Genomic DNA, 22382 nt, shown 5'->3' on the forward strand with positions numbered 1-22382 from the left:
AACAGGCGCGGGCGATGGGGCCGCGCGTTCGGGGGAGTGCTCGCCGTGCAGCTGTACCGTCATGGCGGCGCACCTCACCTGGTAGGGATTTTCACAACCAATTCTACGGTGATGATGACAAGTACCAGCAGGACCACCACGCGCAATGTGCGTTGAGCTGGGGAAAGTGCCTTCCAGGTGGCCGCCAGCAGCACGCAGGCGCCGATGATCAGCACGCCGAGCAGCGTCGCGCCCAGGGTTCCGCCGACGAGGACGCCGGTGATGAACAGACCGAGCACGAGCACGAACGCCACGACCGGGCGGACGCGCGCGAGCGGGCCGTCGCCGGGCAGGAGAGGGCGCTTGGAGTTCACCGTGCCATCCTTGCACCGTGCTGCTGGTGTGCCGTTTTCGCGTATCCGACCCTGAGACGTTTACCTCGCGGGTGGAACAGGCTTTGAAGCTCCTGACGGCCCAGCCCGGGTGTCGTCGGGGCACGCTGGCGCGGTCCACCGACGAGGACGACAGGTGGGTGCTGACGGTCGAGTTCGAGTCGGTGGTGGCCTATCGGCGCGCGATGTCGCCGTTCCCTGTGCGCGAACACGTGATCCCGTTGCTGTCCGAGGCGCTGACCGACGAGCCCGCGATGTACGAGCCGGCGTTGACCAGCGCAGACGGCCAGGTCGAGAAGCACACGAGCCTGCTCGCCGAGGACGCGTTCACGGTGCGGCTCGGCGAGGCCGGCGGTCCGGCTAAGCCTCGCTAGCGATCTTGCGCATCTCGTCGAGGAACTCCTCGTCCGAGCCTTCCGGCAGCAGCTCCAGCGCCTCGCGCGCGGCGAGCGCCGCCTCCGCGGGACGCCCGAGCAGGTGCAGCGTCTTGGCCTTGCCGTAGGCCGCATAGGGCGCGGGCGTTTTCTCGAACGCCGCGAGCGCTTCGTCGAACCGCTCGTTCTCGAAGTGGTGCCAGCCGAGGTTGTTGTAGAGCGGCCCCAGCCAGTGCTCCAGCTCCGGGTGCTCCTCGATGAGGTCCAGGCCGACCTGCGTCCACTTCTCCGGGTCGTCAACCAGCGCGACCATGTGCGCGGCGTCGGCGGCGAGCCACAGGTCGCCGCGCTTCTTCGCGAGCACGAACGACGCGACGAACAGCGGCTGGGCCTTCTCCGGCTCACCGCCGGAGCGGAAGAGGCGCCCGCGCTCGAGCAGGGCGCGCACTCGTCCCGTGCTGTCGGCGTCGGCGAGCACGTCCGCCTCGTCGACAAGGGTGTGGCCTGCGGCGAAGTTGTCCCGCAAGCCCTCGACGCGGGCGAGCTGGGTCAGCACCTCCGCACGCTCGTCGTCGGTCTCCACGTTGTTCAGCAACGCGCGGAACTGCGCCTCCGTGCCGTCAAGGTCGGCGAAGTCCCACAGCTCTCGCAGCCGGTCTTCCATTCGTGCAGGGTAAGGCTCCGGTCGCCCATTCGGGGTGCAACGTGACGGGCTAGGCTTGGGCCCCCGAATCTGATTCCCCCGATGGAGTTCCCGTTGGCCGCCGATCGTATTGAGACCGTTGTCAGCCTCTGCAAGCGCAGGGGGTTCGTCTACCCGTGTGGGGAGATCTACGGCGGTACCCGTTCGGCGTGGGACTACGGACCTCTGGGCGTCGAGCTCAAGGACAACATCAAGCGCCAGTGGTGGAACTTCATGGTCCGCGGCCGCGAGGACGTCGTGGGCCTGGACTCGTCGGTCATCCTGCCCCGTGACGTGTGGGTCGCCTCCGGTCACGTCGAGGCGTTCGTCGACCCGCTGGTCGAGTGCGAGTCGTGCCACAAGCGGTTCCGCGCGGACACGCTGTCCGAGGAGTACGCCGAGCGCACCGGCAAGGAGGTCGCGGAGGGCGACGTGTCGGACGTGCCGTGCCCGAACTGCGGCGTGCGCGGCCAGTACACCGACCCGAAGATGTTCAACGGCCTCCTGAAGACGCACCTCGGTCCGGTCGAGACCGAGGAGGGCCTGCACTACCTGCGCCCGGAGACCGCGCAGGGCATCTTCACGAACTTCCTGAACGTGCAGACGACGTCGCGCAAGAAGCCGCCGTTCGGCATCGGCCAGATCGGCAAGTCGTTCCGCAACGAGATCACGCCGGGCAACTTCATCTTCCGCACCCGCGAGTTCGAGCAGATGGAGATGGAGTTCTTCGTCGAGCCAGGGACGGACGAGGAATGGCACCAGTACTGGATCGACGAGCGCACGCGCTGGTACACGGACCTCGGCGTGTCGAAGGAGAACCTGCGGCACTACGAGCACCCGAAGGAGAAGCTCTCCCACTACTCGAAGCGCACCGTCGACATCGAGTACCGCTTCCAGTTCGGCGGCCAGGAGTGGGGTGAGCTCGAGGGCATCGCGAACCGCACGGACTTCGACCTCACCACGCACTCGAACCACTCGGGCGTCGACCTGTCGTACTTCGACCAGGCCACGAACTCGCGCTACAAGCCGTTCGTCATCGAGCCGGCGGCCGGCGTCGGCCGCCCCATGATGGCGTTCCTGCTCGAGGCGTACGTCGAGGACGAGGCCCCGAACGCCAAGGGCGGCGTGGACAAGCGCGTCGTGCTGAAGCTCGACCGCCGCCTCGCCCCGGTGAAGGTCGCCGTGCTGCCGCTGTCGCGCAACGCCGACCTCTCGCCGAAGGCCCGCGACCTCGCGACCGCGCTGCGCCGCCACTGGAACGTCGACTTCGACGACGCCGGCGCCATCGGCCGCCGCTACCGCCGTCAGGACGAGATCGGCACGCCGTTCTGCGTGACGGTCGACTTCGACACGCTCACCGACCTCGCCGTGACGGTGCGGGAGCGCGACACGATGTCGCAGGAGCGGGTGGCGATGGACCAGCTCGAGTCCTACCTCGCGGCTCGCCTGATCGGCTGCTAGCGAGACTGGACTCTGGGTGTGGTGTGTCCGCGGAGAGCGCGGACCACGTCGTCCAGTCGTGTCTTGTGGGGGCCGAGCCCCCACACCCCACGCCGGGGCAAGCCCGGACCCCGGCCCCCTCGCCTGCGGCGTCGGCGGCTCCATCTGGGCCCGCGTCTCGCTGCTCAACGTCATCACCTCGGCCGATGCCGTTCACCGCGGGGGTGGGCGGTGCACCTCGCGCTGCTGGCGGTGATGGTGGTGCCGGGCGGGGGCGCGTTCTTCCTCGCGCAAGCCGTGCTGCGAGTGCGCTGAGGCAACATCCTGGGGCGTTTCCGCGTGTAAAGGGCATGACGGGGGAGCAGATCAGGGGACGTGGCCTCGTGCAGGCCGCGGTGGGGATGGTGCTCGTCGCCTGGGTGGTGGTGCTGGCGGCGACGGCCGAGGTCGGGAACCCGCAGGCGCTCCTGGGCGCGGTGGTGAGCGGTGGGCTGGTCTGCCTGTGCTCGGTGGCTGGCGGCGTGGTCGCCACGCGGATCACCGATGTGGCGTCGGCTGCTCGGCTGCGGCATGTGGTCGTGGTGCTGGAAGGTGCGCGCTGGCGATCTTCTTCCCGTTCTACTGGTTCGCGTTGTGCGTCGAGTCCGTGGGGAAGCCGGGATACATCGCGCTGGTGGTCGTGCTGGTGGTCGCGGTGCCGGTGGTCGCCGCGCTGGTGCTCGCCATGCAGGGCAGTCGCACCGTGCACAAGATCGTCGTTGACGCCTACGGGCCACTCGTACCGGACTCCGGGGCCGGTGCGCCGGCGCACCGGATCAGGGTGCTCGGCACCGTGCTCGTCACGGCCGGCGTCGCGTTGTCGGTCTCCGCGACGGCGGTGGCGTTCACCGCGCCGTTGTACCGGCCGGTGTTGCTGGTCGTCGGCTTGCTGGTGACGCTCGCGCCGGTGCTGCTCGGGGTGTTGCTGACGCGGGTGACGGACGTCTGCTCGGCGCGGCGCAGAAATGTCGGCAGCTACCTCATCGTCCCCACCGCGTCCGGGTTCGCCGTCGCCGAGTACTCCTCTGGGACCGGTGTTGTCGGGATGCTCTTCGGCGCGCTGGTCTTCGGATCGATCGTGCTCCTCGTGATCGCGGTCCTCGTGGTGCGTGAGTTCACCGGCGACTGGGACCGGCCGAGGCGCGAACAGAAGCGGGCTGTCAGCCGTTGACGCCGAGCTTCGCCAGGACGGCCCTGGTGACGGCGTTGATCGACTGTCTTGCCGTGGTCCACGAGCCGGTCGGGTTCGTCGTGAGCACGGCGACGGCGTAGCGGTTGCCGAGGACGCCCGCGCTGTGCAGGTAGACGTCGCTGGGCAGGTAGTACATCCAGCCCTGCTTGGCGTAGGCGCCGGTGACGCCGAGCAGGCCGAACGCCTGGTCGAAGCCGTCGGCGGCCTTCGGAGGGGCGGAGGACAGCGCGGCGACGATCTGGTCGTGCACCGGTGAGCTCAGGATGTAGTGGTAAAGCCGCACCATGTCGTTCGCGGTGATGACGACCTCGCCCCACTGCGACGGGTCGTCCGGGGCGCGGGTGCCGGTGAGGCCGGCTTCGGCGGCGACACGGCCGATGGCGTCCATGCCGTCGAACCTCGTCCACAGCACGTCCATCGCGTTGTCGTCGCTGGCGCTCAACGCGCGGTGGATCAAGTCCTGGTCGTCATCGGACAACGGCTGTTGCAACGCGTCGACGGCGAGGATCAGCTTCGACAGCGACGCCGAGTAGAACGGGCGATCGCCCTGCTCCGAGACCACCTGGTCGGATTCGAGATCCATCACGGCGACGCCGACGTCGGACACGCCGCCTGCCGCCACCGCAGCCGACAGATCAGCCGCCGATATATTGGATATCGCGCTGGATCCTGTATCCGATATATCAGGAGCGGTATGCGATATATCGGGGGCCGAACCTGTATCCAGTACATCGGGACCACGCGATATATCAGTCGACGGCTTCCCGTGCGCGTGGCACGGCGAGACGTCCGGGACCACGAAGACGGCCGCCGTGAGGAGGAGGATCAGGGCCCAGCGCACACATAAAAGGTCCGTCTCACAGGAGCCTGGTGTCGAGCTTTTCCTCCTGAGCGGTTGCTGAAGAATCCTCCCTGACCACGACATATGCGCCGGAACCCTGTCGTTCCGTCACCGCTTCGACGAGCTCGGTGCCGCGGTACAGCAGGCCGACGCCGTCGTCGGTGCAGTAGGTCGTCGGCAGCACCCCGGCGGCGACCGCCTCGTGGATCTTCGGGCGGCGGTTCTCGTCGGAGTCGTAGTGCACGCCGTTGCCGTAGGGCAGCAAGCCCAGGCCGTTCGTGATGATCCGCAGGTCGGGGCCGAACGAGTCGGTCGCGCCGCCCGCGTGCCAGCAGATCGAGCCCGCGGACACGCCGCTGAGCACCACGCCGGCCTCCCACGCCTTGCGGAAGATCGCGCCGAGCCCGTGCACCTCCCACACCGCGAGCAGGTTCGCGACCGAACCGCCGCCCACCCACACGACGTCGTGGGACAGCACGAAGCTTTCGAGGTCGTCGGTCGGCGGCATGGTGAAGAGGTTCAGCATCGACACGTCGACGCCCGCGACGCTGCCCGCTTCCGCCATGTTCGCGTTCATGTACCGCTGATCGCCCCCGGCTGTGCCGACGTGGCAGAGCCTCGGCCTGCGACCCTCGACGCCGGACAGGTCCAGCGCGAAGTGGATCAGCTTGCCGAATTCGAGGAACGTGCGGTGGCCGGCCCTGAGGCCTCCGGACGTGGCGAGGATGGTGGGCTGCTCAGCAGGCATGACGTTGATCCTTGCAGGGGCGTCAACGCGGCACCCTCACGGTCTGGAAGCATGCAGGGTGTGCGGACCACGCCCCTCAAGCCACTCGCCAGGATTCGCCGGATCGTCCTGCGCGTCGTCTTCGGCGCGTTGATCGTCGGCACGCTCGTGGTGGGCGGCACGGCGTTTCGCGTGTGGCAGGTCGCCCGCGTGGACGACTGGACGAAGGCCGACGTGGCGATCGTCCTCGGTGCCGCGCAGTACAACGGCGTCCCGTCCGACGTGCTCGAAGCTCGGCTCCAGCACGCGCTCGGCCTGTACAAGAAGGGCGTCGTCAGTTACATCGCCACGACCGGCGGCCGCCAGCCGGGCGACAACTTCACCGAGGGCCAGGTCGGCAAGCTGTGGCTGGTCAAGCGCGGTGTCCCCGAGGACCACGTGCTGCAGGTCGGCGAAGGCGCGGACACGCTCGGCTCGCTGCGGGCCGTGGCGTCGGTGGCGCAGGAACGCGATCTGAAGACCGCCGTGATCGTCAGCGACCCGTGGCACTCGCTGCGCGCCCGCACGATGGCCGAGGACGCCGGCCTGCACGCGTGGACGTCGCCGACCCGCAGCGGCCCGAACGTGCAGACCCGTGAGACGCAGTGGTTCTACATCAAGCGCGAGACCGGAGCGCTGCTGTACTACCGCTTGATGAAGGCGCACGCCGGCGTGTTCGACGAGCTCAAGCTCCCTAAAATCGGCTGATGGGATATACCGGCCACGACGCGGAGCGCCTGCTCCCCGAGGAACCGAAGAGCGCCGCGCTGCCGGGTGCCCGCACTGACACGCGCACGCCGTTCTCCCGTGACCGCGCCCGCGTCCTGCATTCAGCGGCCCTGCGCCGGCTCGCCGGCAAGACCCAGGTCGTCGGCCCCGGCGAGGGCTCCGAGGTCACCGGTGTGCCGCGCACGCGCCTGACGCACTCGCTGGAGGTCGCGCAGATCGGCCGCGGCATCGGTGAGGAACTGGGCTGCGATCCCGACATCGTCGACACTGCCGGCCTCGCGCACGACATCGGGCATCCGCCGTTCGGGCACAACGGCGAGAGGGCGCTGAACGAGATCGCCGGCCCGTGCGGTGGCTTCGAGGGCAACGCGCAGACGTTCCGCATCCTCGCCCGTCTGGAGCCCAAGTCCGCGCACGGGCTGAACCTCACGCGCGCGGTGCTCGACGCGTCGACGAAGTACCCGTGGCCGCGTACGCCGGGCACGGTGAAGTTCGGCGTGTACGACGACGACCTCGAGGTGTTCGAGTGGATGCGCGCGGGTGCACCGGAACGAGAGAGGTGCATCGAGGCGCAGGTGATGGACTGGTCTGACGACGTTGCGTACTCGGTGCACGACGTCGAGGACGGCGTCCTGGCGCACCGCATCAGCCTTGGCGCACTGGCCCGTCCCGACGAACGCGCTGCCATCGCCTCGCTCGCGGCCAAGACGTTCTCCGACGAGTCCGTGACGGCGCTCGAAGCCACCGCCGAGGAACTGCTGAAGCTGCCGGTGATCGCGTACTGGACCGAGCACGAGTACGACGGCTCGCTCGGCGCGCAGGTGGCGTTGAAGAACCTCACGAGCGAACTGGTCGGCCGCTTTGCTTCCGCGGCCGTCACCGCGACCCGCGAGGTGCACGGCGACGGCGCGCTCACGAGGTACAACGCCTCGCTGGAGGTCCCGAGGCAGGTCGCGGCGGAGGTGGCACTGCTCAAGGCGATGGCCGTCCGGTACGTGATGAGCGACCCTGCCCGCCTGGCCATGCAGGCAGAGCAACGCGAGCTGATCGCCGACCTCATCACCCGTCTGATGGAGCGCCCGGCGTTGCTCGACCCCGCGTTCCGGCCGTTGTTCTCGGCCGCTTCCTCTTACGCCGCACGGCTTCGCGTCGTCGTCGACCAGGTCGCGCTGCTCACCGACGCGCAGGCCGTGGCCTGGTATCGCGCATCGGCGTAGCTTCGAGGACATGGCGGACGAGTCCAGACCGCCAGGCCGAAGGTGGCCGTGGCGGAGACCAACCAGGGAAGCCGTGCCTGTTGGCTTCGACGACCAGGGGGACGACGACGGTTCGGCAGGCGTGCGCGAGCCCCGTCACCCCAAACCACTCGGGCCGATGGGAGGAGCGGGGGAGCGGCCCGTCCCGGAAGATCCGATCGTGATGTCACTGCCAGATCCACGCCAATAGAGGAGTCCGACGTGACCGATCAGGCCGACTTCGCTCTGACGATGCATCGCGTCGCCGTACCTGATCCGTCCTCGAACGCGTGCTGGTCGCCGTTCTCGGTGGCCAGCGCGCTCGCGCTGGCCCGCGAGGCCGCGCGCGGCGAGACCCGCACCGAGCTCGACGCGCTGTTGAAGGACTTCGACGCCGCCGACGCTCTGGACGTGCCCGAACTCGCGGTCGCGAACACGTTGTGGGCCGACGACGACCTGACCCTGAACCCGGACTTCTCGCTGACGTCCTCCGTGCGCCGCACGGCGTTCTCCGACCCGGCGACCGTCCGCAAGCTCGTCAACACCGACGTCGCCGAGACCACCCGCGGCCTCATCCCCGAACTGCTGGCGAGCCCGCCGCCACCGGACGCCGCGGCGATCATCGTGAACGCCCTGTACCTCAAGGTGGGCTGGCTGAACCCGTTCGCCGCCTGGGAGACCGCGGAGAAGCCGTTCCACGCGCCCAGCGGTGACGTGGACGTGCCGACCATGAAGGTGATCGAGAAGTTCCGCTACGCCCGGCACGAGGGCTGGCAGACGATCGTGCTGCCCGCCGCGTCCGGCGTCGAGACCGTGGTCCTGCTGCCCGACGAGTCACTGGAGCAGCCGCTCGACCCGTCGGTCCTCGAGGCCACCGGCCGGGTGAACCTGGAGCTGTCACTGCCCAAAGTGGACGTTCGGGAGAAGTTCCAGCTGAAGGGCGTTCTGGAACGGCTGGGAGTCCGGCGCATGTTCGCCAGGGACGCCGACTTCGGCGGGCTCTCGCCGGACGAGCGGCTGTTCGTCGACGACGTGATCCACGAGGCCGTGCTGCGCCTGGACGAGGAGGGCCTCGAAGGCGCGGCGGCCACCGCCGTCACGTTCAGGACCGTGTCGCTCGAGATCCCGACGGAGCCGATCGTGGTCACCGTGGACCGGCCGTTCCTGCTGGCCGTCCGGCATGCACGGTCCGGCGCGATCTACTTCCTGGCGCAGGTTGCCCGTCCGTAACCATTTCCGGGACCATTCGCCCTGAAGGGCGAGCGTTTCGCGCGGCGAGATCATGATCATGGCTTTACCGTTCCCGGTATGACCCAGCACGGTGCCGGCGAGCAGCTCGTCGTGCTCGCCGCGGCGGGCGCCACGCGGATCACCTGCTTCAGCGGCGTCACCATTCCTGTTCTCCTCAGGACGGAGTGCTACTCGAAGGCGCTGGCCAGCGCGCTGGGTCTCACGCCGTCGCCCGACCTGCAGCGCGACGGCGTGCTGCCGCAGTGCGTGTTCTTCATCCACGAGTACGCGCTGCGCACCGTGGTCGGGAACGACCGGCTGATGGAGGACCAGGTCCTGCACCTGCTGTTCCACGCGCCGTCGATCAGGATCGTGCCGGCCAGCGCCGGCGGGGCGGCGGCGGTCGGGATGGACTACGCGCTGATCCAGTACGAGCACGAACCGCCGCTCGTCTACCTCTCGAACTGGGCGCTCGTCAGCGACGCGGCGACCGTGGAACGGGCCGTGCTGATCTTCCAGCGCATGCACGTCGTCGCGCTCGACAACGAGCGGTCCCGTGATCTGCTGATGGAGTACGTGGCGGTGTACGACCGTTAGTTCGGCGTGTTGCGGCGCAGGAAGAGACGCATGCCGTCCTCGCCGGGCAGCGCACACAGCAGCAGTCGGACGTTCTGGTGACGCACCGGCACCGCGCACGAGTCGCCCGCCAGCAATGTCCCCGCCAGCAGGCCGGCCGACTCGTGATCGATCTCCAGCACGAAGTCGTTGCTCATGGATGGACCCTATGAGCTGGCCGCCTCGCAACCCAGTCACCCAAAGGTGTCACATTCTGGCCAGCCACCCCGTCCAATGAGCATGACGAGGATCAAGGGAATCACGAAGAAGGACGCGGGCCTGCTCATCAAGGCCGTGTACTGGTTCGCGCGGCGCGAGTTCGGCGCGGTGCCGGAGCCCGTCACGGTGACGGCGCACCACCCGAAGTTGCTGCTCGCGAGCGGCCGGCACGAACTCGCGGTCAAGAAGGCCGTGAAGAGTTCTGCGCACGGGCCGTTGTTCGAGCTCTGCGTCTACCGGACGGCGGTGAAGCTCGGCTGCTCGTGGTGCGTGGACTTCGGCGCGATGCTGATGAAGCACGAGGGCCTCGACATCGAACGGCTCAAGCACATCGACTCGTACGCCACGTCAGCGCTCTTCACCGATCTCGAACGCAAGGCGCTGGCGTACGCCGACGCGATGACCGACACGCCCGTCAGCGTCACCGACGAGCAGGTCGCCGAGCTGGAGAAGCTGCTGGGGCGCAAGGAACTCGTCGCGCTGACCTACGAGATCGCACTGGAGAACCAGCGAGCGCGGTTCAACAGCGCCTTCGCAATCTTGGACCAGGGATTCACCAGCGGCGACGCTTGCCGCGTACCGGCAAACTAGAGGCGTGGAGAAGATCACCCTCACGGGGGCGCAGGAGACCATGCTCGCCACGTTGTACGGCCGGGCGCTCGACAGCGAGCGCCCCACCTCCGTGCTGCACGACGACGAGGCGAAACGCGCGGTCGACCGCATCGACTACGACTTCGGCAAGACCGGGATGACCACGACGACGGCGGTCGGTGTCGCCATCCGCGCGAGAGTGCTCGACGACTGGACTCGCGAGTTCCTCCAGCGCACGCCGTCCTGCACGGTGCTGCACCTGGCCTGCGGCCTGGACACCCGCGCGCATCGGCTCGAACGACCCGACACCGTGCGGTGGATCGACGTCGACATGCCGGACGTCGTCGCGTTGCGGCACAAGCTCTTGCCGCCGCCTCAAGGCGACTACCGGCTCGTGGCGTCGTCGGTCACCGAGGACGCGTGGCTCACCGACGTGCCCGCCGACCGCCCGGCCGTGGCGGTGTTCGAGGGCCTGTCGATGTACCTCACGCAGGAGGAGGGGCACGCGTTGATCCGGCGGATCACCAGCCGGTTCACCCACGGCGAGCTGCTGTTCGACGTCTACGGCTCGTGGGGGATCAAGCTGCAGAAGCTCGTTCCCGCCGTGCGCAACGCCGGTGCGACTTTGCACTGGGGCGTCGACGATCCTGGCGAGATCGAGGCGCTGCACCCCGGACTGACCACTGTGGACGCTTGGCGCAGCGTGGACCTGCCGCACCTGGACGCGTTGCCCAGGTCCGGCAGGATCCAGATGAAGGTCGTCAGCTCCATCCCCAAGCTCCGCGATGTGGGGAAGGTGCTGCGACTGCGCTGGTGAGTCAGGAGCCGGTCAGAGCTCCACGTGGCCGAGCTTGTCCGGGTTCGCGATGTCGTAGACGGCGAGGATCTTGCCCTCGTGCACGGTGAACGTGGTGACGCGGGCCGCCATCTCGCCCTGCGCCGCCATGACCATGCCGAGGTCGCCGTTGACGAGGGCCGGGGTCATCGCCGGGAAGAAGCCGTACTTGCGGAGGAGACCGAAGAAGAAGCGGGCGACCTTGTCTGCGCCGGTGACCGTCTGAACCGCGGTGCGCACCTTGCCGCCGCCGTCGCCGATCATCACCGCGTCCGGGTGCAGCAGGCCCAGCACCGCCTCGACGTCGCCGCTCGACATGGCCTGGACGAACTTCTCCAGCACCTCCTGCTGCTCGGCCAGCGCCGCACGGGGCGGTGGTGCCGAGCCGGTCACCGTTTTGCGGGCCCTGGACGCGTGCTGCCGGGCCGCCGCCTCCGAGACGCCCAGCACGTCCGCGATCTCGCTGAACGGCATGCCGAACGCGTCGTGCAGCACGAACGCCACGCGCTGGTCGGGCGTGAGCTTGTCGAGCACCACCAGCGCCGCCATCCGCACGCCGTCCGACCGCACCACGCTCGCCAGCGGATCGTCGTCCTCGCTGGTCGTGACCAGCGGCTCCGGCAGCCACGAGCCCACGTACGTCTCGCGGCGCACGGCGGCGGAACGCAGGCGGTCCAAGCAGATCCGGCTCACCACGGTCGTGAGCCAGCCACGCACGTCCTTGATGCCCTGCGCCTTCGCGAACCGGGGCCACGCCTCCTGCACGGCGTCCTCGGCGTCGGCGACGCTGCCGGTCAGCCGGTAGGCGACACCGATCAGGTGCGTTCGATGGAGTCCGAAGTCGTCGGCCGTGGTCACGGTTGGCAGTTTGCCAGGGGATTAGACTCGGGGACGTGGCAGGACGCATCAGGGAGAGCGACATCGCGTTGGTGCGTGAGCGCAGCCGGATCGACGAGGTCGTCGGTGACCACGTGTCGCTGAAGAGGGCAGGCGGGGGCGCGCTCAAGGGGTTGTGTCCCTTCCACGACGAGAAGACACCTTCGTTCAACGTGCGCCCGTCGCACGGCACGTTCCACTGCTTCGGCTGCGGTGAGGGCGGCGACGTGATCGCCTTCGTGATGAAGGTCGAGCACCTGTCGTTCGTGGAGTCCGTCGAGCGGCTCGCGGACCGTGCGGGCATCCAGCTGACCTACGAGGGCGGCGGCGTCACGATCCAGCGCGACCGTGGCACGCGCAGCAGGCTCATCGAGGCGCACAAGGCGGCCGCCGAGTTCTACGCCGAGCAGCTCGCCACCCCGGAGGCGCAGGCGGCACGGGAGTTCCTGGCCGAGCGCGGATTCGACGAGGCAGCGGCGCGCCAGTTCGGCTGCGGTTTCGCGCCCGGCGGCTGGGACAAGCTCACCAAGTACCTGCTCAGCCGTGGTTTCGAGCTCACAGAGCTGATCAAGTCGCAGCTCACCAAGGAGGGCCGCCAGGGCCCGATCGACAGGTTCCACCGCCGGCTGCTCTGGCCGATCAAGGACATCGGTGGCGAGGTCGTCGGGTTCGGTGCGCGGCGGATCTTCGACGACGACCCGATCCAGGCGAAGTACCTCAACACCAGCGAGTCGATGATCTACAAGAAGTCGCAGGTGCTGTTCGGGCTCGACCAGGCCAAGCGGGAGATCGCCAAGCGCAAGCAGGCGGTCATCGTCGAGGGTTACACCGACGTGATGGCGATGCACCTGGCCGGCGTGCCGACGGCGGTCGCGTCGTGCGGCACGGCGTTCGGCACCGACCACATGAACGTGCTGCGCAGGCTATTGATCGACGACGACGTGAACGGCGAGGTCATCTTCACCTTCGACGGCGACGAGGCAGGCCAGAAGGCAGCGCTGAAGGCGTTCGACGGTGAGCAGCAGTTCTCCGCGCAGACTTACATCGCGGTGGCGCCGGACGGCATGGACCCGTGCGAGCTGCGGCAGGCCAAGGGAGACGTCGCCGTGCGCGACCTGGTGGCGCGGCGCACGCCGTTGATCGAGTTCGCGATCAAGGCGCAGCTCAAGGCGTACGACCTCGACTCCGTCGACGGGCGCGTCGAGGCGCTGAAGAAGATGGTGCCGTTCGTCGCGCAGATCAAGGACCGCGCCAAGCGGGACGGCTACGCGACGCGGCTGGCGTGGTGGGTCGGCTGGGACGACGAGGCCATGGTCGTGCGGCGGGTCCGCCAGGTCTCCGGCGGCAAGACGCCCGCCGTCGCCGCTCAACGCGTCGACCCGAACCAGATGGCGCTGGGCGTGGAGGTCGACGGTCCGCCTCGGCCGAACCCGCGCGACCCGCGGCTGGTGCCCGAACGCGAGGTGCTCAAGGTCGCGCTGCGGCTGCCCGAGTACGCGGGGCCGTTGTACGACTCGTTGCCCGACGAGGCGTTCACCGATCCCGCCTACGTGGCGCTGCACCGCGCGATCCGTGCCGCCGGTGGCGCGTCCTCCGGCCTCGCGGGCTCGGTGTACCTGGACGCGATCTCGCAGGCGTGCTCGCACGCGTCGGTGCGGTCGGTGCTGACCGAGCTCGCGGTGGAACCGTTGACCGTCAAGCAGAACGACGAGTTCCGTTACGCGTCGATGGTGATCGCGCGGCTGCAGGAGGTGCAGGTCGGCAGGCAGGTCGAGGACGTGAAGTCGCGGCTGCGGCGGCTCTCCCCGATCAAGGACGCCGACGAGTACCGGGCGCTGTGGGGCGACCTGGTGGCGTTGGAGGAGTACCGCAAGGCGCTCCTGCAGCAGAGCGCTGGAGTGCTGTAGTGGGGCTGTTCCGCCGGTTGTTCGGCTCTGGTGCGCCGGACGGGTTCACCGGCACGTTGGAGCCGGACGAGACCGTGGTCGCCTTCGCGGCCGTGCAGGGTGGCGGTCACCTCGTGGCGACCTCGCTCGGGCTGTGGGTGCCGGGGCCGCGCAGGATCGGCTGGCACCTGATCAGCAAGGTGAGGTGGGAAGGCGCGCTGCGGGTGGTGGAGGCCCAGGAGGCTTCGACAGAAGGTCCTGTCGTGCTCCTGGAAGACCTTCCCGCGCAACGGTTCGCGCTGGACGATCCCGGTCGCGTGCTGCGGGCGATCAGCCAGCGCGTCGAGGGATCGATCCGTGTGCGCGAACGTGTCGAGTCGCCCGGCGTGTGGATCGTGCAGCGCAAGGTTCCCGGCCGTGACGGCGTCGTCTGGCAGGCACGCGGGGACGCCGGGGTGGATCTCGCGGACGTGCGTGCGGCGGTGACGGCGTTCGCCGAGGGGCTGACGCGCTAGCAGTACGTGTGTACTGTTAGTCGTATGTGGGATCCGGCGCAGTATCTGGCCTTCGCCGATCACCGGGCGCGGCCGTTCTACGAGCTTGTGGCGCGCGTGGGGGCCGAGTCCCCGCGCCGCGTGGTCGATGTGGGCTGTGGGCCCGGAAATCTGACCGTGTCGCTGTCCTCGCGGTGGCCCTCCGCGGTCGTCGAGGCGTTCGACTCGTCCTCTGAGATGGTCGAAGCCGCCCGTGCCGCGGGTGTTGATGCGCGCGTGGACGACGTGACCACGTGGGAACCGTTGCCGGACACCGATGTCGTGGTGTCCAACGCGGTGCTGCAGTGGGTCGCGTCACATCCCTCGATCGTGGAGAAGTGGGCCACGACGCTGCCATCCGGTGCGTGGCTGGCGTTTCAGGTGCCTGGCAACCACTCCGACGCGTCGCACCGGCTGATCCGCGAGGTCGCCGGACCGTCGTTGGCCCACGTCTTCCGTGCCGAGAAGCCCGTGCTGGACCCCGTGGAGTACGCGGAGCTGCTGGCAGGCTGTTCCTCTGTGGACGCCTGGGAGACCACGTACGTGCAGCGGCTGTCCGGACCGGATCCCGTGCTCGAATGGGTAACTGGCACGGCTTTGCGGCCGGTGCGCGCGGCACTGTCCTCATCGGACTGGGAGTCGTACGTCGCGGAACTGGCGCCGCGGCTGCGCGAGGCGTACCCGCAACGGACCGACGGCACGACGTGGTTCCCCTTCAGGCGGATCTTCGTGGTGGCGCAGGTGTGAAGATCGTCACGCCCGCGGGGTGACCGGGCGTCCGTTGGCCTCCTCGTGGTGCCGCCACGGAGCCTTCTCTGCGGCCTTTTCCGCAGCGTCCGCCGCCAGGTCTTTTGCCTGGTGAGCCGCCTCGAACGCCTTGTCCTTGGCCTGGCTCGCGGTCCTGCGCACCGTCGGGTTCTCGACGACGCGGTGCCAGAGGCGCACGATCTGGTCGTACCGCTCCCGTCCGGCCTTGGCGCCGAGCACGTAGCCGATCGCCGCACCGACCAAGATGCCCTTCATGCGGGTCTCCTCTCACATCGTGCCTGGTCAGGGCCCATTCTGTCGCAAAGTGGGGGGTGGTTGCAGAACCCGTTTTGCGGACCATGTAGAGTTACCCACTGTCAGGAGGAACCAAGCCTGACCAGCGGAACAACAGAACATTCCCCCATAGCTCAATTGGCAGAGCATGCGACTGTTAATCGCAGGGTTACTGGTTCGAGTCCAGTTGGGGGAGCGTAACCGATAGGCCTCAGTCATCCGACTGGGGCCTATCGCTTTCTTCGGGCTTGGGTCAGCTTGGACTGATGTCTCGCTTCGCGAACCTCCGCCGCATCTCCTCGCTCGACCCGGTAGCCGACCACGAGGAGATCCTGCGGATCTCCGCGGGCCTGGAGTTCCCGTGGGACTACCAGAAGTCCCTGGAGATGGCGCTGTTCCGCACGTACTGCGTCCCCACGATCTCGGGCCTGCTGGAACGCACCGGCGAGTTCGAGCGGCGGCCGCAGAAGCGCTACGACGACACGGCCGTCCTGATGGCCGAGCTCGTGGAGCACGGCTACGACTCCCCGCGCGGCCGTGAGGCGTTGCGCGTGGTCAACCGCCAGCACGGCCGTTACGACATCTCGAACGATGACATGCTCTACGTGCTGGCGACGTTCATCTACGACCCCATCGACTGGCTCGCGCAGTACGGGTGGAGGCCTCTCTCGAGGAACGAACAGCTGGCCGCGTTCCACTTCTACCGCGCGGTCGGTGCCCGAATGGGCATTCGGGACATCCCGGCGGACTACAGCGAGTTCCTTGCGTTCAAGACGGCCTATGAACGGTCGCACTTCGTGTTCGCGCCGTCGAACCGTCGTATCGGCCAGTACACGCTGGACCTGTTCTGCTCGTGGTACCCGTCGATCGCCCGCCCCGTGGTCTCACGCGCTGTGGTCGCGATGCTGGACCCGTTGATGGTGCGAGCGTTCGGCTTCACCGCGCCGCCGGCCTGGGTCGGCACGCTGGGACGGCTGGCGTTGCGCGTGCGGGCGTTCGTGGTGCGCCGGATGCCGGTGCGGAAGACGTTGAAGCTGACCAGCGCCCGCAACCGCACCTACCCCGGCTACCCGCGCGGCTACCGGCCGTCGGACCTGGGCGCGATCTCCAGCGACGCGCTCTGATCGTTGAACGTGAAGCCCATCGCCCTGAGGAACTCGTTGCCGGGCTTGAAGTCGTCGAGCCTGGCATGAACGTGCGTGACCCCAGGAAAACGTTCCGTGAGCGCCTTCGCCATCTCCCTGCCGATCCCCCACCTGCGAAGATCCTTCGGCACCAGGAAGAACCCGATGCTGACGTGGTTCGGCGCGGGATGGTCCAGCACCAGGTCCACGAACCCGATCATGCCCTGAGCCTGCGCGACCAACAGGTACTTCTGCTCGAACGCCACCCCCTCCGGCAACGCGTAGAAAAGACTCTGCAGGTCACCAGGCCCCGACGGATGACCCGTGGCAGCCTGGAACCAGTCGTCGCAGTCGGCGAACAGCCGGAGCACCTCTGGCTCGTCCGCCGGGGTGAAGTCGCGGAGGGTCAAACGCACCCGTCCAGCCTATGTGTCGCCCGCCACGGGGGCGCGCAAGGCCCGTTCGGCGTGATCGGTATCCTCCACCACGCAGCGTGAGCCAGTTGCGCCGGCCGCTGCGAGGGGGCAGTAGCTCAACCGGTCAGAGCAGCAGACTCATAATCTGTCAGGTTGTCGGTTCGAATCCGACCTGCCCCACGGCCTCTGGCCGACCCTGCTCAGTGGCTTCGCCACTTTCGCCGGGGTCGGCCGTCATTATGTTGGGGGGCCGAGCCCCCCAAGCCCCCCACGGTGCGGTTGGTCCCGACCCAGCGTGGTTGGGATTCGTGGGCTCCTGCGGAGCCCACGGGTGGGGCTTCTGCGGAGGCTATGTGCGGAGGCCTTCTACGTAGATGGACAGGAAGCGGCGCCATTCGGTGGGGGCGTCTCTGATCACTTGGGCCATTGCCCTGGTCAGGGTGGCCATGTCCGCTATCGAGTAGTCGGGGCGGAGTGTGCCGGCTTCTGTGGCGCGGTTGATCAGGATCTCTGCGTGGCCGGCGCCTCGGTGGCAGGCTGATACGACCTCTGGGGCGTTGGGGAGGTCCCTGGCCAGGATGTCGTTCAGGCCGCGGTCTTGGGCTTGCAGGGCGAAGAGGTCTTCCAGGTAGTTGGCGAACGCGTGCCACGGATCCGGGTCGGCCAGGGCCTTCTGGCCGATCACGTCCAGGGCGGCCAGGCGCTCGGGGAAGATCGCGCCGACGAAGTCCTCGCGGGTCGGGAAGTGCTTGTACAGCGTGCCGATGCTGACCTCCGCCCGGCGCGCGATGTGTTCCAGGGGCACGTCGAGGCCGCGTTCCGCGAACAGTTCCGCGGCCGCTGCCAGCAGCTTCTCCCGGTTGCGTGCCGCGTCCGCACGCAAGGGCCTCGACGCGGTGACCATGCGCCGGATCCTACTCAGCAGCTAAGTCGAGGGTGCCCTCGAATTCTGTGGTAGCGTCGGCGAACGTAAGTCGAGGGTTGCCTCGAATTAGTCTCCGAAGGGTGAAACCCATGTCTCCCACCGCGGTTGTGCTCGGCGTCGGTCCCGGGCTCGGCATGTCCGTCGCGCAGCGGTTCGGTCGCGAGGGTTACGACGTCGTGCTGCTCTCGCGCAGCGCGCCCGGCACGCCGGCTACCTCGCGGCCCTCGCCGAGGCGGGCGTGAAGGCTCGGGCGTTCGCGGTCGACGTGCGTGACCGCGAGCAGTTGCTGTCCACATTGGACTCGATCGGGCCGGTGGACGTCGTGTACTACGGGCCCGGTGCCGCCGACCTGGACAACCTGCCCCGCGAGATCACGTCGACCACCTCCGACGAGGTGCGCGTCGCGATGGACTGGGTCTACCCGGCCGTCGACGTCGCCGAGCACGTGCTGCCCGGCCTGATCGAACGCGGGGGAGGCCTGCTGTTCGCTGGCGGGCTCAGTGCGGTGCAACCGATGCCGCCGCTTGGATCTCTTGCCGTCGCCGCGGCCGCGCTGCGCAACTACGGTCTGACGCTCAACGCAGCGCTCGCCGACAAGGGCGTGTACGTGGGTTCGCTCATCATCGGCGGTGTCATCGAGCGCGGTGACATCCACCGGCTGGTCGAGCGGGAGCCCGAGAGGTTCGGCAACGTGCCGGTGCGCACGCTCGACCCCGACGTTCTCGCCGAGGCCGCCTGGCAGCTGTTCGTCAAGCGGGACCGCGCGGAGGAGGTGTTCTCCGTGTTTTAGCGGTACGAACCCAGGCCTGCGATCACCGAGTCGTTCGATGCGAGCTTGAGCCGCGGTGACTACGGTTGAACGCGTGCGAGTGGCGACGTGGAACGTGAATTCGGTCAAGCAGCGCGTGCCGAGGCTCCTGCCCTGGCTGGACCAGCGCAAGCCCGACGTCCTGTGCCTGCAGGAGACCAAGCTGGCCGACGACGCCTTCACCGCTCTCCTCGGGTCAGAGCTCGCTGATCGCGGCTACGAGGTCGCGCTGTTCGGCGAGACCCAGTGGAACGGCGTGGCCCTGCTGTCCCGCGTGGGCCTGGCCGACGTCACGGTGGGAGTGGCGGGTGCGCCAGGGTTCCCGCACATCGAGGCCCGTGCCGTCGCCGCCACGTGCGGCGGCGTGCGCGTGCACTCGCTGTACGTGCCCAACGGTCGTGAGCCAGAGTCCGACCACTACAAGTACAAGCTCGAGTGGCTCGCCGCGTTGCGCGACGTGCTCGGGGCCGGGCCCGCGGATGCCGTGGTGTGCGGTGACATCAACATCGCGCCCACGGACGCCGACGTCTTCGACCCCGAGGCTTACATCGGTCAGACGCACGTCACCGAGCCCGAGCGCGCCGCGTTGCGGGCCATCGAGGCCCTGGGGTTCCACGACGTCGTGCGGGAACGGTGGCCGTCGGAGCGGATCTTCAGCTACTGGGACTACCGGGCCGGGATGTTCCACCGCGATCTGGGCATGCGGATCGATCTGATCCTCGCGTCCACCTCTGTTGTTCCGCGGGTGCGGGCGGCGTGGATCGACCGGCATGCGCGGAAGGGGGCCGGGCCGAGTGATCACGCTCCGGTGATCGTGGACCTGGACGAGGCGCCGGACGGGGACATCGGGCCGGTGGTGCCTCCGCCGTCGTCGCCTGGGGCGAAGAAAAAGGTCAAGCTGCCCCAGTCGAAGTAGGCCGCACCTGCTCCCAACGCTTGCGCAGCCGTTCACCCTGGCCAGCGGACAGCGCCCGTCAGCAATGCATGGCAGTCGGCGGACCTGGCATCCGCGAGCGCGGGGATACCAGGTTCCAGCACTTCAGGGGGCACCTCGAGCCGGCACGACTCCCACCGTCCCGATGAAGTGCGATCGACCGGTGCGTGAGCTGAGATCCAGTTGCTCGGCACAGTGGCGATCGCGGCTGGGGCCAGTTCGCCGGTGAGGCGAACGGCCACCAGATGCCAGCCCACGTCCTTCCGCATTGTATTGAACTCATGCCTCGACAGGTGAACGCTGAGACGCCCGCGGCGCAGCGTTGACTTCACCTCCAAATGGAGGGCAAGCAGCTCTCTGCGGACAGCGATGTCGTAGCCGTACCCGTCTGATACCGCCGCGACGTGGTCAATTTCCGCTTGGACGTTCTCGGCTAGGAGTTTCACCAGAGCGAGTTCTCCAGCACTACCAACACGTTGGCGGTGTTCAAGGTCGACCTTGCCCCACACCGCGGTGATCTCGCCGTATGCCTCCACTTCCGAGAGGCCCAACAGGTCAGCGGCCCGGAGTGCGTCCGCCGGCAACTCGGAAGGATCGCGGATCAGGAAGTCAGCGTTGGCAAACCACCCAGCGGAGCCGCTGTTGATCGCGGCCGAGAAGACTCTGAGTTCTGCGGGGCGAGAGCGCTCCTGGTCGGTGAGCAGCCCAGTTTCCCGCAACCAGGTGTACGCCAGCTCGTACTGGGTTGGTGTGATGTCGCTGTAGCCGGCGTGGGTGGCGAAAAGTGCGCGGCACCGGGCTGCGCTGGAATGAGGGAGCAACTCCAGCCAGCGCACGGCTGCACGCAGGATCCGGTCAGGAGGAACGGCCACGGAGATGCCCCAGCAGTGCTTGGATGTCTCGCTGGTCGAGGCCGCCACCCACTGCTGGCTCTTCGTCGAGATCCGCGAGTTCGTGCACTGCCGGATCGTCGAGTATCCGGCCCATGAACTCCAGCTTGTCGCCGAGACGCGCGGTGACGATCTCGTCGATGCTGCTCTCGGTCACGAGAACCGTGATCCTGGTTTCGGTCTCGGGCGGGAGGCCGAGCCTGTGGATGCGGTCGAGACTTTGCAGGAACCTGCCAGCAGCGAAGTCCCGGTCCACGTAGACGGCGTCGTGACAGTGGTGGTGCAAGCTGATTCCCTCGCCGAGCGTGGCCGGGTTCGACAGCAGAACCATGCAGTCAGGGTCGTTGCGGAAACGGCGGATCTGGTCCTCACGGTCTTCCGTGCCACCGTGCACCATCGCAGGGTTGAAGGCACTGAGCAGCCGCTGCAGTGTGTTGAGGCTGCGGATGAACGTGGACCAGACGAGCGTCTTCCGGCCATCGGCTGCGTTCTTTGCGACGATCGCGAGTGTTTCCTGGTACTTGGGCGACAATTCGTAGGAGGGCAGGTCCTGCATCAGCTTGAACAGCGGGGTGTCCGGCGGGACGCTGAGCGGCGGTACCTGGTAAGCAAGAGGCTCGTATTTCGTCGTGCCGACAGAGAGCAGCGCGGGGCTGGTCGCGGCCATCAGCATGTATACGACGATCTTGCCCAGCGCAGCGAAGTCCTCCTCCGCGCCGAGCGAACGTGCGGAAAACCGGCCGCACAGGGCCTCATACACCTCTTGATGCAACGGTGGCATCGGAACCGGAACCATCTTCGTCTCCGGCGGGGTGAGCCCGAGTTCGGCTTTGGTCGTGCGGGTGAACAGCGGTCGCAGCACCCGGCTCGCTTTCGGCAGATCTCCCCCTGCCACAGCCTGAAGCACCTTCTGCCTACCGTGGCCCGGCCAGACGAAACCGAAGAGGTTCTCGAGATCTCTGGCTCCGTTGGGCGCGGGCGTGCCGGTCAGGATTAGGCGATGGCGTGCCCGCGGCCCGAGAGCCAAGCATGCCGACCCGTAGATGCCGTCAGCACCGAGCTTCATCCTGTGCGCCTCGTCCAGCACCAGCATTGCTGGACGGGCAGCAAGCCACTGGCCTAGTTCGTTCACTGCTGGGGCCAAGCGTTCGTAGTTCACGATGAGTGCTTCTGTGGCGGGGTCTTCTTCCCTAGAGAACACAGCGACACGCAGAGGTGTGTCGAAACAAATCGCGTTCTCTTCGTGCCACGCCTCGTAGCAGGACTTCGGTCCGACGATGAGAACGCGCTCAATACCCTTCGTCTGGCGGAGGACCTGGAACACGGCAAGAGCGACGCGGGTCTTGCCCGCACCCGGTACTGAGAAGTTGGCCCCGTGACGCAGTGACAGGAGCTTTGCTATGTCCCGGCGTTGGAACGGCGTCAGGTCGCCGATCCAATCCGGTCCGGTGAGCAGGTCGATGTCGTGCGCGGAGACCTCCACCGGGGGTGGGTCCGAAGCGAGGCGAGCTTCGACTGTTTGCGCGTCCGCGTTGGAGTCAGTCGCGAGGGCGGCAAGCTGCGGATCCCAGGAAACGCTCGTCCGCTCGGGCCAGCTAGCGAGTGCGACGAGGTTCGTGAGCAGATCGTCGATGTCGACGTCCATCGTGCTTGCTGACCGCTGCACACCGCTGCGCAACCGGAGGGCAAGCCTGCGCAGGTCGGCTTCATGCCCGTCGCCAGCACGAAGACGTGCCTTCGTCACGTCGTCGCCGAACCCGATCACGAGGCTTGGTCCAGACATGCCCGTC

General features: G+C 67.9%; 27 protein-coding genes and 2 tRNA genes. 18 read left to right on the top strand and 11 right to left on the bottom strand.

Translation table 11 applies throughout. The features are described 5' to 3' along the window. Positions 1-74: 74 nt before the first annotated feature. Positions 75-353 carry a hypothetical protein gene (locus tag FXN61_RS20765; RefSeq protein ID WP_167975715.1) on the bottom strand — a complete coding sequence of 93 codons (279 nt, stop codon included), beginning with the start codon at positions 351-353 and terminating at the stop codon, positions 75-77. A 26-nt stretch (positions 354-379) separates the two neighbouring features. Between FXN61_RS20765 and FXN61_RS20770 the strand changes: the two genes are divergently transcribed. After that, entirely contained in the window at positions 380-745 is a 366-nt protein-coding gene (locus FXN61_RS20770) for an antibiotic biosynthesis monooxygenase family protein (protein WP_312877889.1), read from the top strand. Here the strand turns inward: FXN61_RS20770 and FXN61_RS20775 are convergent. Beyond that, positions 732-1409, bottom strand: a complete 678-nt coding sequence (locus FXN61_RS20775) for a hypothetical protein (RefSeq protein WP_167975717.1) — start codon at positions 1407-1409, stop codon at positions 732-734. The two genes, FXN61_RS20770 and FXN61_RS20775, sit on opposite strands and share 14 nt — an antisense overlap. A 93-nt stretch (positions 1410-1502) precedes the next feature. Between FXN61_RS20775 and FXN61_RS20780 the strand changes: the two genes are divergently transcribed. Further along, a complete protein-coding gene (locus tag FXN61_RS20780; RefSeq protein ID WP_167975744.1) occupies positions 1503-2888 on the top strand; it encodes a glycine--tRNA ligase in 1386 nt (461 codons plus the stop codon). A gap of 481 nt (positions 2889-3369) precedes the next feature. Next, positions 3370-4077, top strand: coding sequence for a hypothetical protein (locus tag FXN61_RS20785; protein WP_223165531.1), 708 nt, complete (start codon positions 3370-3372; stop codon positions 4075-4077). On the opposite strand, the gene FXN61_RS52375 is transcribed toward FXN61_RS20785, so the two are convergent. After that, a complete protein-coding gene (locus tag FXN61_RS52375) occupies positions 4067-4939 on the bottom strand; it encodes a serine hydrolase (RefSeq protein ID WP_167975719.1) in 873 nt (290 codons plus the stop codon). The two genes, FXN61_RS20785 and FXN61_RS52375, sit on opposite strands and share 11 nt — an antisense overlap. 16 nt (positions 4940-4955) lie before the next feature. Beyond that, a complete protein-coding gene (locus FXN61_RS20795; RefSeq protein WP_167975720.1) occupies positions 4956-5687 on the bottom strand; it encodes a Type 1 glutamine amidotransferase-like domain-containing protein in 732 nt (243 codons plus the stop codon). A 51-nt stretch (positions 5688-5738) separates the two neighbouring features. Here FXN61_RS20795 and FXN61_RS20800 point away from each other — a divergent pair, with 51 nt between their 5' ends. From FXN61_RS20800 to FXN61_RS20815, 4 genes are all read left to right on the top strand, one after another. Then, positions 5739-6413, top strand: coding sequence for a YdcF family protein (locus tag FXN61_RS20800; RefSeq protein ID WP_167975721.1), 675 nt, complete (start codon positions 5739-5741; stop codon positions 6411-6413). After that, entirely contained in the window at positions 6413-7651 is a 1239-nt protein-coding gene (locus FXN61_RS20805) for a deoxyguanosinetriphosphate triphosphohydrolase (protein WP_167975722.1), read from the top strand. Before FXN61_RS20800 ends, FXN61_RS20805 begins: the two co-directional genes overlap by 1 nt. Before the next feature lie 240 nt (positions 7652-7891). Continuing rightward, positions 7892-8899: a serpin family protein gene (locus FXN61_RS20810; RefSeq protein ID WP_312877882.1), complete on the top strand. Its 1008-nt coding sequence runs from the start codon at positions 7892-7894 to the stop codon at positions 8897-8899. Between the two features lie 78 nt (positions 8900-8977). Beyond that, entirely contained in the window at positions 8978-9496 is a 519-nt protein-coding gene (locus FXN61_RS20815) for a Scr1 family TA system antitoxin-like transcriptional regulator (protein WP_167975723.1), read from the top strand. Here the strand turns inward: FXN61_RS20815 and FXN61_RS20820 are convergent. Continuing rightward, the gene (locus FXN61_RS20820) at positions 9493-9672 is read right to left on the bottom strand and encodes a hypothetical protein (RefSeq protein ID WP_167975724.1); all 180 of its coding nucleotides are present in this window, start codon (positions 9670-9672) and stop codon (positions 9493-9495) included. The genes FXN61_RS20815 and FXN61_RS20820 overlap by 4 nt on opposite strands. An 82-nt stretch (positions 9673-9754) precedes the next feature. Between FXN61_RS20820 and FXN61_RS20825 the strand changes: the two genes are divergently transcribed. Together FXN61_RS20825 and FXN61_RS20830 are read left to right on the top strand one after the other, a co-directional pair. After that, a complete protein-coding gene (locus tag FXN61_RS20825; protein ID WP_167975725.1) occupies positions 9755-10324 on the top strand; it encodes a carboxymuconolactone decarboxylase family protein in 570 nt (189 codons plus the stop codon). A gap of 4 nt (positions 10325-10328) precedes the next feature. Further along, entirely contained in the window at positions 10329-11141 is an 813-nt protein-coding gene (locus tag FXN61_RS20830; protein ID WP_312877883.1) for a class I SAM-dependent methyltransferase, read from the top strand. A 12-nt stretch (positions 11142-11153) separates the two neighbouring features. Here FXN61_RS20830 and FXN61_RS20835 read toward each other — a convergent pair whose 3' ends face one another. Continuing rightward, on the bottom strand, positions 11154-12017 hold the full coding sequence (locus FXN61_RS20835; RefSeq protein ID WP_312877884.1) for a sigma-70 family RNA polymerase sigma factor: 864 nt from the start codon (positions 12015-12017) through the stop codon (positions 11154-11156). A 35-nt stretch (positions 12018-12052) separates the two neighbouring features. Between FXN61_RS20835 and dnaG the strand changes: the two genes are divergently transcribed. The 3 genes from dnaG to FXN61_RS20850 are packed head-to-tail and all read left to right on the top strand — an operon-like array spanning position 12053 to position 15201. Further along, entirely contained in the window at positions 12053-13942 is a 1890-nt protein-coding gene (gene dnaG / locus FXN61_RS20840; protein ID WP_167975726.1) for a DNA primase, read from the top strand. After that, complete coding sequence (locus tag FXN61_RS20845; protein WP_167975727.1) at positions 13942-14436, top strand: hypothetical protein; 495 nt, start codon at positions 13942-13944, stop codon at positions 14434-14436. The genes dnaG and FXN61_RS20845 overlap by 1 nt, the downstream gene beginning before the upstream one ends. Before the next feature lie 24 nt (positions 14437-14460). Then, positions 14461-15201 (top strand): trans-aconitate 2-methyltransferase, encoded by a 741-nt coding sequence (locus tag FXN61_RS20850; RefSeq protein ID WP_167975728.1) that lies wholly within the window; start codon positions 14461-14463, stop codon positions 15199-15201. A gap of 6 nt (positions 15202-15207) precedes the next feature. Here the strand turns inward: FXN61_RS20850 and FXN61_RS20855 are convergent, their stop codons facing one another. Then, positions 15208-15477 carry a YtxH domain-containing protein gene (locus tag FXN61_RS20855; protein ID WP_167975714.1) on the bottom strand — a complete coding sequence of 90 codons (270 nt, stop codon included), beginning with the start codon at positions 15475-15477 and terminating at the stop codon, positions 15208-15210. 141 nt (positions 15478-15618) lie between these two features. Between FXN61_RS20855 and FXN61_RS20860 the strand changes: the two genes are divergently transcribed. Both FXN61_RS20860 and FXN61_RS20865 read left to right on the top strand, forming a co-directional pair. Next, positions 15619-15691: transfer RNA gene (locus FXN61_RS20860), tRNA-Asn, on the top strand. 70 nt (positions 15692-15761) lie between these two features. Further along, positions 15762-16619: an oxygenase MpaB family protein gene (locus tag FXN61_RS20865; RefSeq protein WP_167975729.1), complete on the top strand. Its 858-nt coding sequence runs from the start codon at positions 15762-15764 to the stop codon at positions 16617-16619. On the opposite strand, the gene FXN61_RS20870 is transcribed toward FXN61_RS20865, so the two are convergent. Further along, on the bottom strand, positions 16574-17035 hold the full coding sequence (locus FXN61_RS20870) for a GNAT family N-acetyltransferase (RefSeq protein WP_167975730.1): 462 nt from the start codon (positions 17033-17035) through the stop codon (positions 16574-16576). The two genes, FXN61_RS20865 and FXN61_RS20870, sit on opposite strands and share 46 nt — an antisense overlap. A gap of 105 nt (positions 17036-17140) precedes the next feature. Here FXN61_RS20870 and FXN61_RS20875 point away from each other — a divergent pair. Beyond that, positions 17141-17215, top strand: a tRNA-Ile gene (locus FXN61_RS20875). Between the two features lie 169 nt (positions 17216-17384). Here the strand turns inward: FXN61_RS20875 and FXN61_RS20880 are convergent. Then, positions 17385-17939: a TetR/AcrR family transcriptional regulator gene (locus FXN61_RS20880; protein WP_167975731.1), complete on the bottom strand. Its 555-nt coding sequence runs from the start codon at positions 17937-17939 to the stop codon at positions 17385-17387. A 110-nt stretch (positions 17940-18049) separates the two neighbouring features. Here FXN61_RS20880 and FXN61_RS52380 point away from each other — a divergent pair, with 110 nt between their 5' ends. The 3 genes from FXN61_RS52380 (at position 18050) to FXN61_RS20890 (ending at position 19684) form a co-directional block, all read left to right on the top strand. After that, positions 18050-18202 (top strand): hypothetical protein, encoded by a 153-nt coding sequence (locus FXN61_RS52380; RefSeq protein ID WP_246291808.1) that lies wholly within the window; start codon positions 18050-18052, stop codon positions 18200-18202. After that, positions 18199-18750, top strand: a complete 552-nt coding sequence (locus FXN61_RS20885) for a Rossmann-fold NAD(P)-binding domain-containing protein (protein ID WP_246291809.1) — start codon at positions 18199-18201, stop codon at positions 18748-18750. The genes FXN61_RS52380 and FXN61_RS20885 overlap by 4 nt, the downstream gene beginning before the upstream one ends. A gap of 73 nt (positions 18751-18823) precedes the next feature. Next, on the top strand, positions 18824-19684 hold the full coding sequence (locus tag FXN61_RS20890; RefSeq protein ID WP_312877885.1) for an exodeoxyribonuclease III: 861 nt from the start codon (positions 18824-18826) through the stop codon (positions 19682-19684). A gap of 32 nt (positions 19685-19716) precedes the next feature. On the opposite strand, the gene FXN61_RS20895 is transcribed toward FXN61_RS20890, so the two are convergent. Both FXN61_RS20895 and FXN61_RS20900 read right to left on the bottom strand, forming a co-directional pair. After that, complete coding sequence (locus FXN61_RS20895) at positions 19717-20538, bottom strand: protein NO VEIN domain-containing protein (RefSeq protein ID WP_167975732.1); 822 nt, start codon at positions 20536-20538, stop codon at positions 19717-19719. Between the two features lie 19 nt (positions 20539-20557). Next, entirely contained in the window at positions 20558-22357 is a 1800-nt protein-coding gene (locus FXN61_RS20900) for a DEAD/DEAH box helicase (RefSeq protein ID WP_312877886.1), read from the bottom strand. Positions 22358-22382: the final 25 nt, after the last annotated feature.

This window comes from Lentzea indica (genome assembly GCF_012184385.1).
Lineage (GTDB): Bacteria > Actinomycetota > Actinomycetes > Mycobacteriales > Pseudonocardiaceae > Lentzea > Lentzea indica.

Excerpts from the sequence above, each read along its gene's own strand:
- FXN61_RS20775 (WP_167975717.1), bottom strand. The coding sequence starts at position 1,409 with ATGGAAGACCGGCTGCGAGAGCTGTGGGACTTCGCCGACCTTGACGGC.
- FXN61_RS20795 (WP_167975720.1), bottom strand. The coding sequence starts at position 5,687 with ATGCCTGCTGAGCAGCCCACCATCCTCGCCACGTCCGGAGGCCTCAGG.
- FXN61_RS20800 (WP_167975721.1), top strand. The coding sequence starts at position 5,739 with ATGCAGGGTGTGCGGACCACGCCCCTCAAGCCACTCGCCAGGATTCGC.
- FXN61_RS20805 (WP_167975722.1), top strand. The coding sequence starts at position 6,413 with ATGGGATATACCGGCCACGACGCGGAGCGCCTGCTCCCCGAGGAACCG.
- FXN61_RS20815 (WP_167975723.1), top strand. The coding sequence starts at position 8,978 with ATGACCCAGCACGGTGCCGGCGAGCAGCTCGTCGTGCTCGCCGCGGCG.
- FXN61_RS20820 (WP_167975724.1), bottom strand. The coding sequence starts at position 9,672 with ATGAGCAACGACTTCGTGCTGGAGATCGATCACGAGTCGGCCGGCCTG.
- FXN61_RS20825 (WP_167975725.1), top strand. The coding sequence starts at position 9,755 with ATGACGAGGATCAAGGGAATCACGAAGAAGGACGCGGGCCTGCTCATC.
- FXN61_RS20850 (WP_167975728.1), top strand. The coding sequence starts at position 14,461 with ATGTGGGATCCGGCGCAGTATCTGGCCTTCGCCGATCACCGGGCGCGG.
- FXN61_RS20855 (WP_167975714.1), bottom strand. The coding sequence starts at position 15,477 with ATGAAGGGCATCTTGGTCGGTGCGGCGATCGGCTACGTGCTCGGCGCC.
- FXN61_RS20865 (WP_167975729.1), top strand. The coding sequence starts at position 15,762 with ATGTCTCGCTTCGCGAACCTCCGCCGCATCTCCTCGCTCGACCCGGTA.
- FXN61_RS20880 (WP_167975731.1), bottom strand. The coding sequence starts at position 17,939 with ATGGTCACCGCGTCGAGGCCCTTGCGTGCGGACGCGGCACGCAACCGG.
- FXN61_RS52380 (WP_246291808.1), top strand. The coding sequence starts at position 18,050 with ATGTCTCCCACCGCGGTTGTGCTCGGCGTCGGTCCCGGGCTCGGCATG.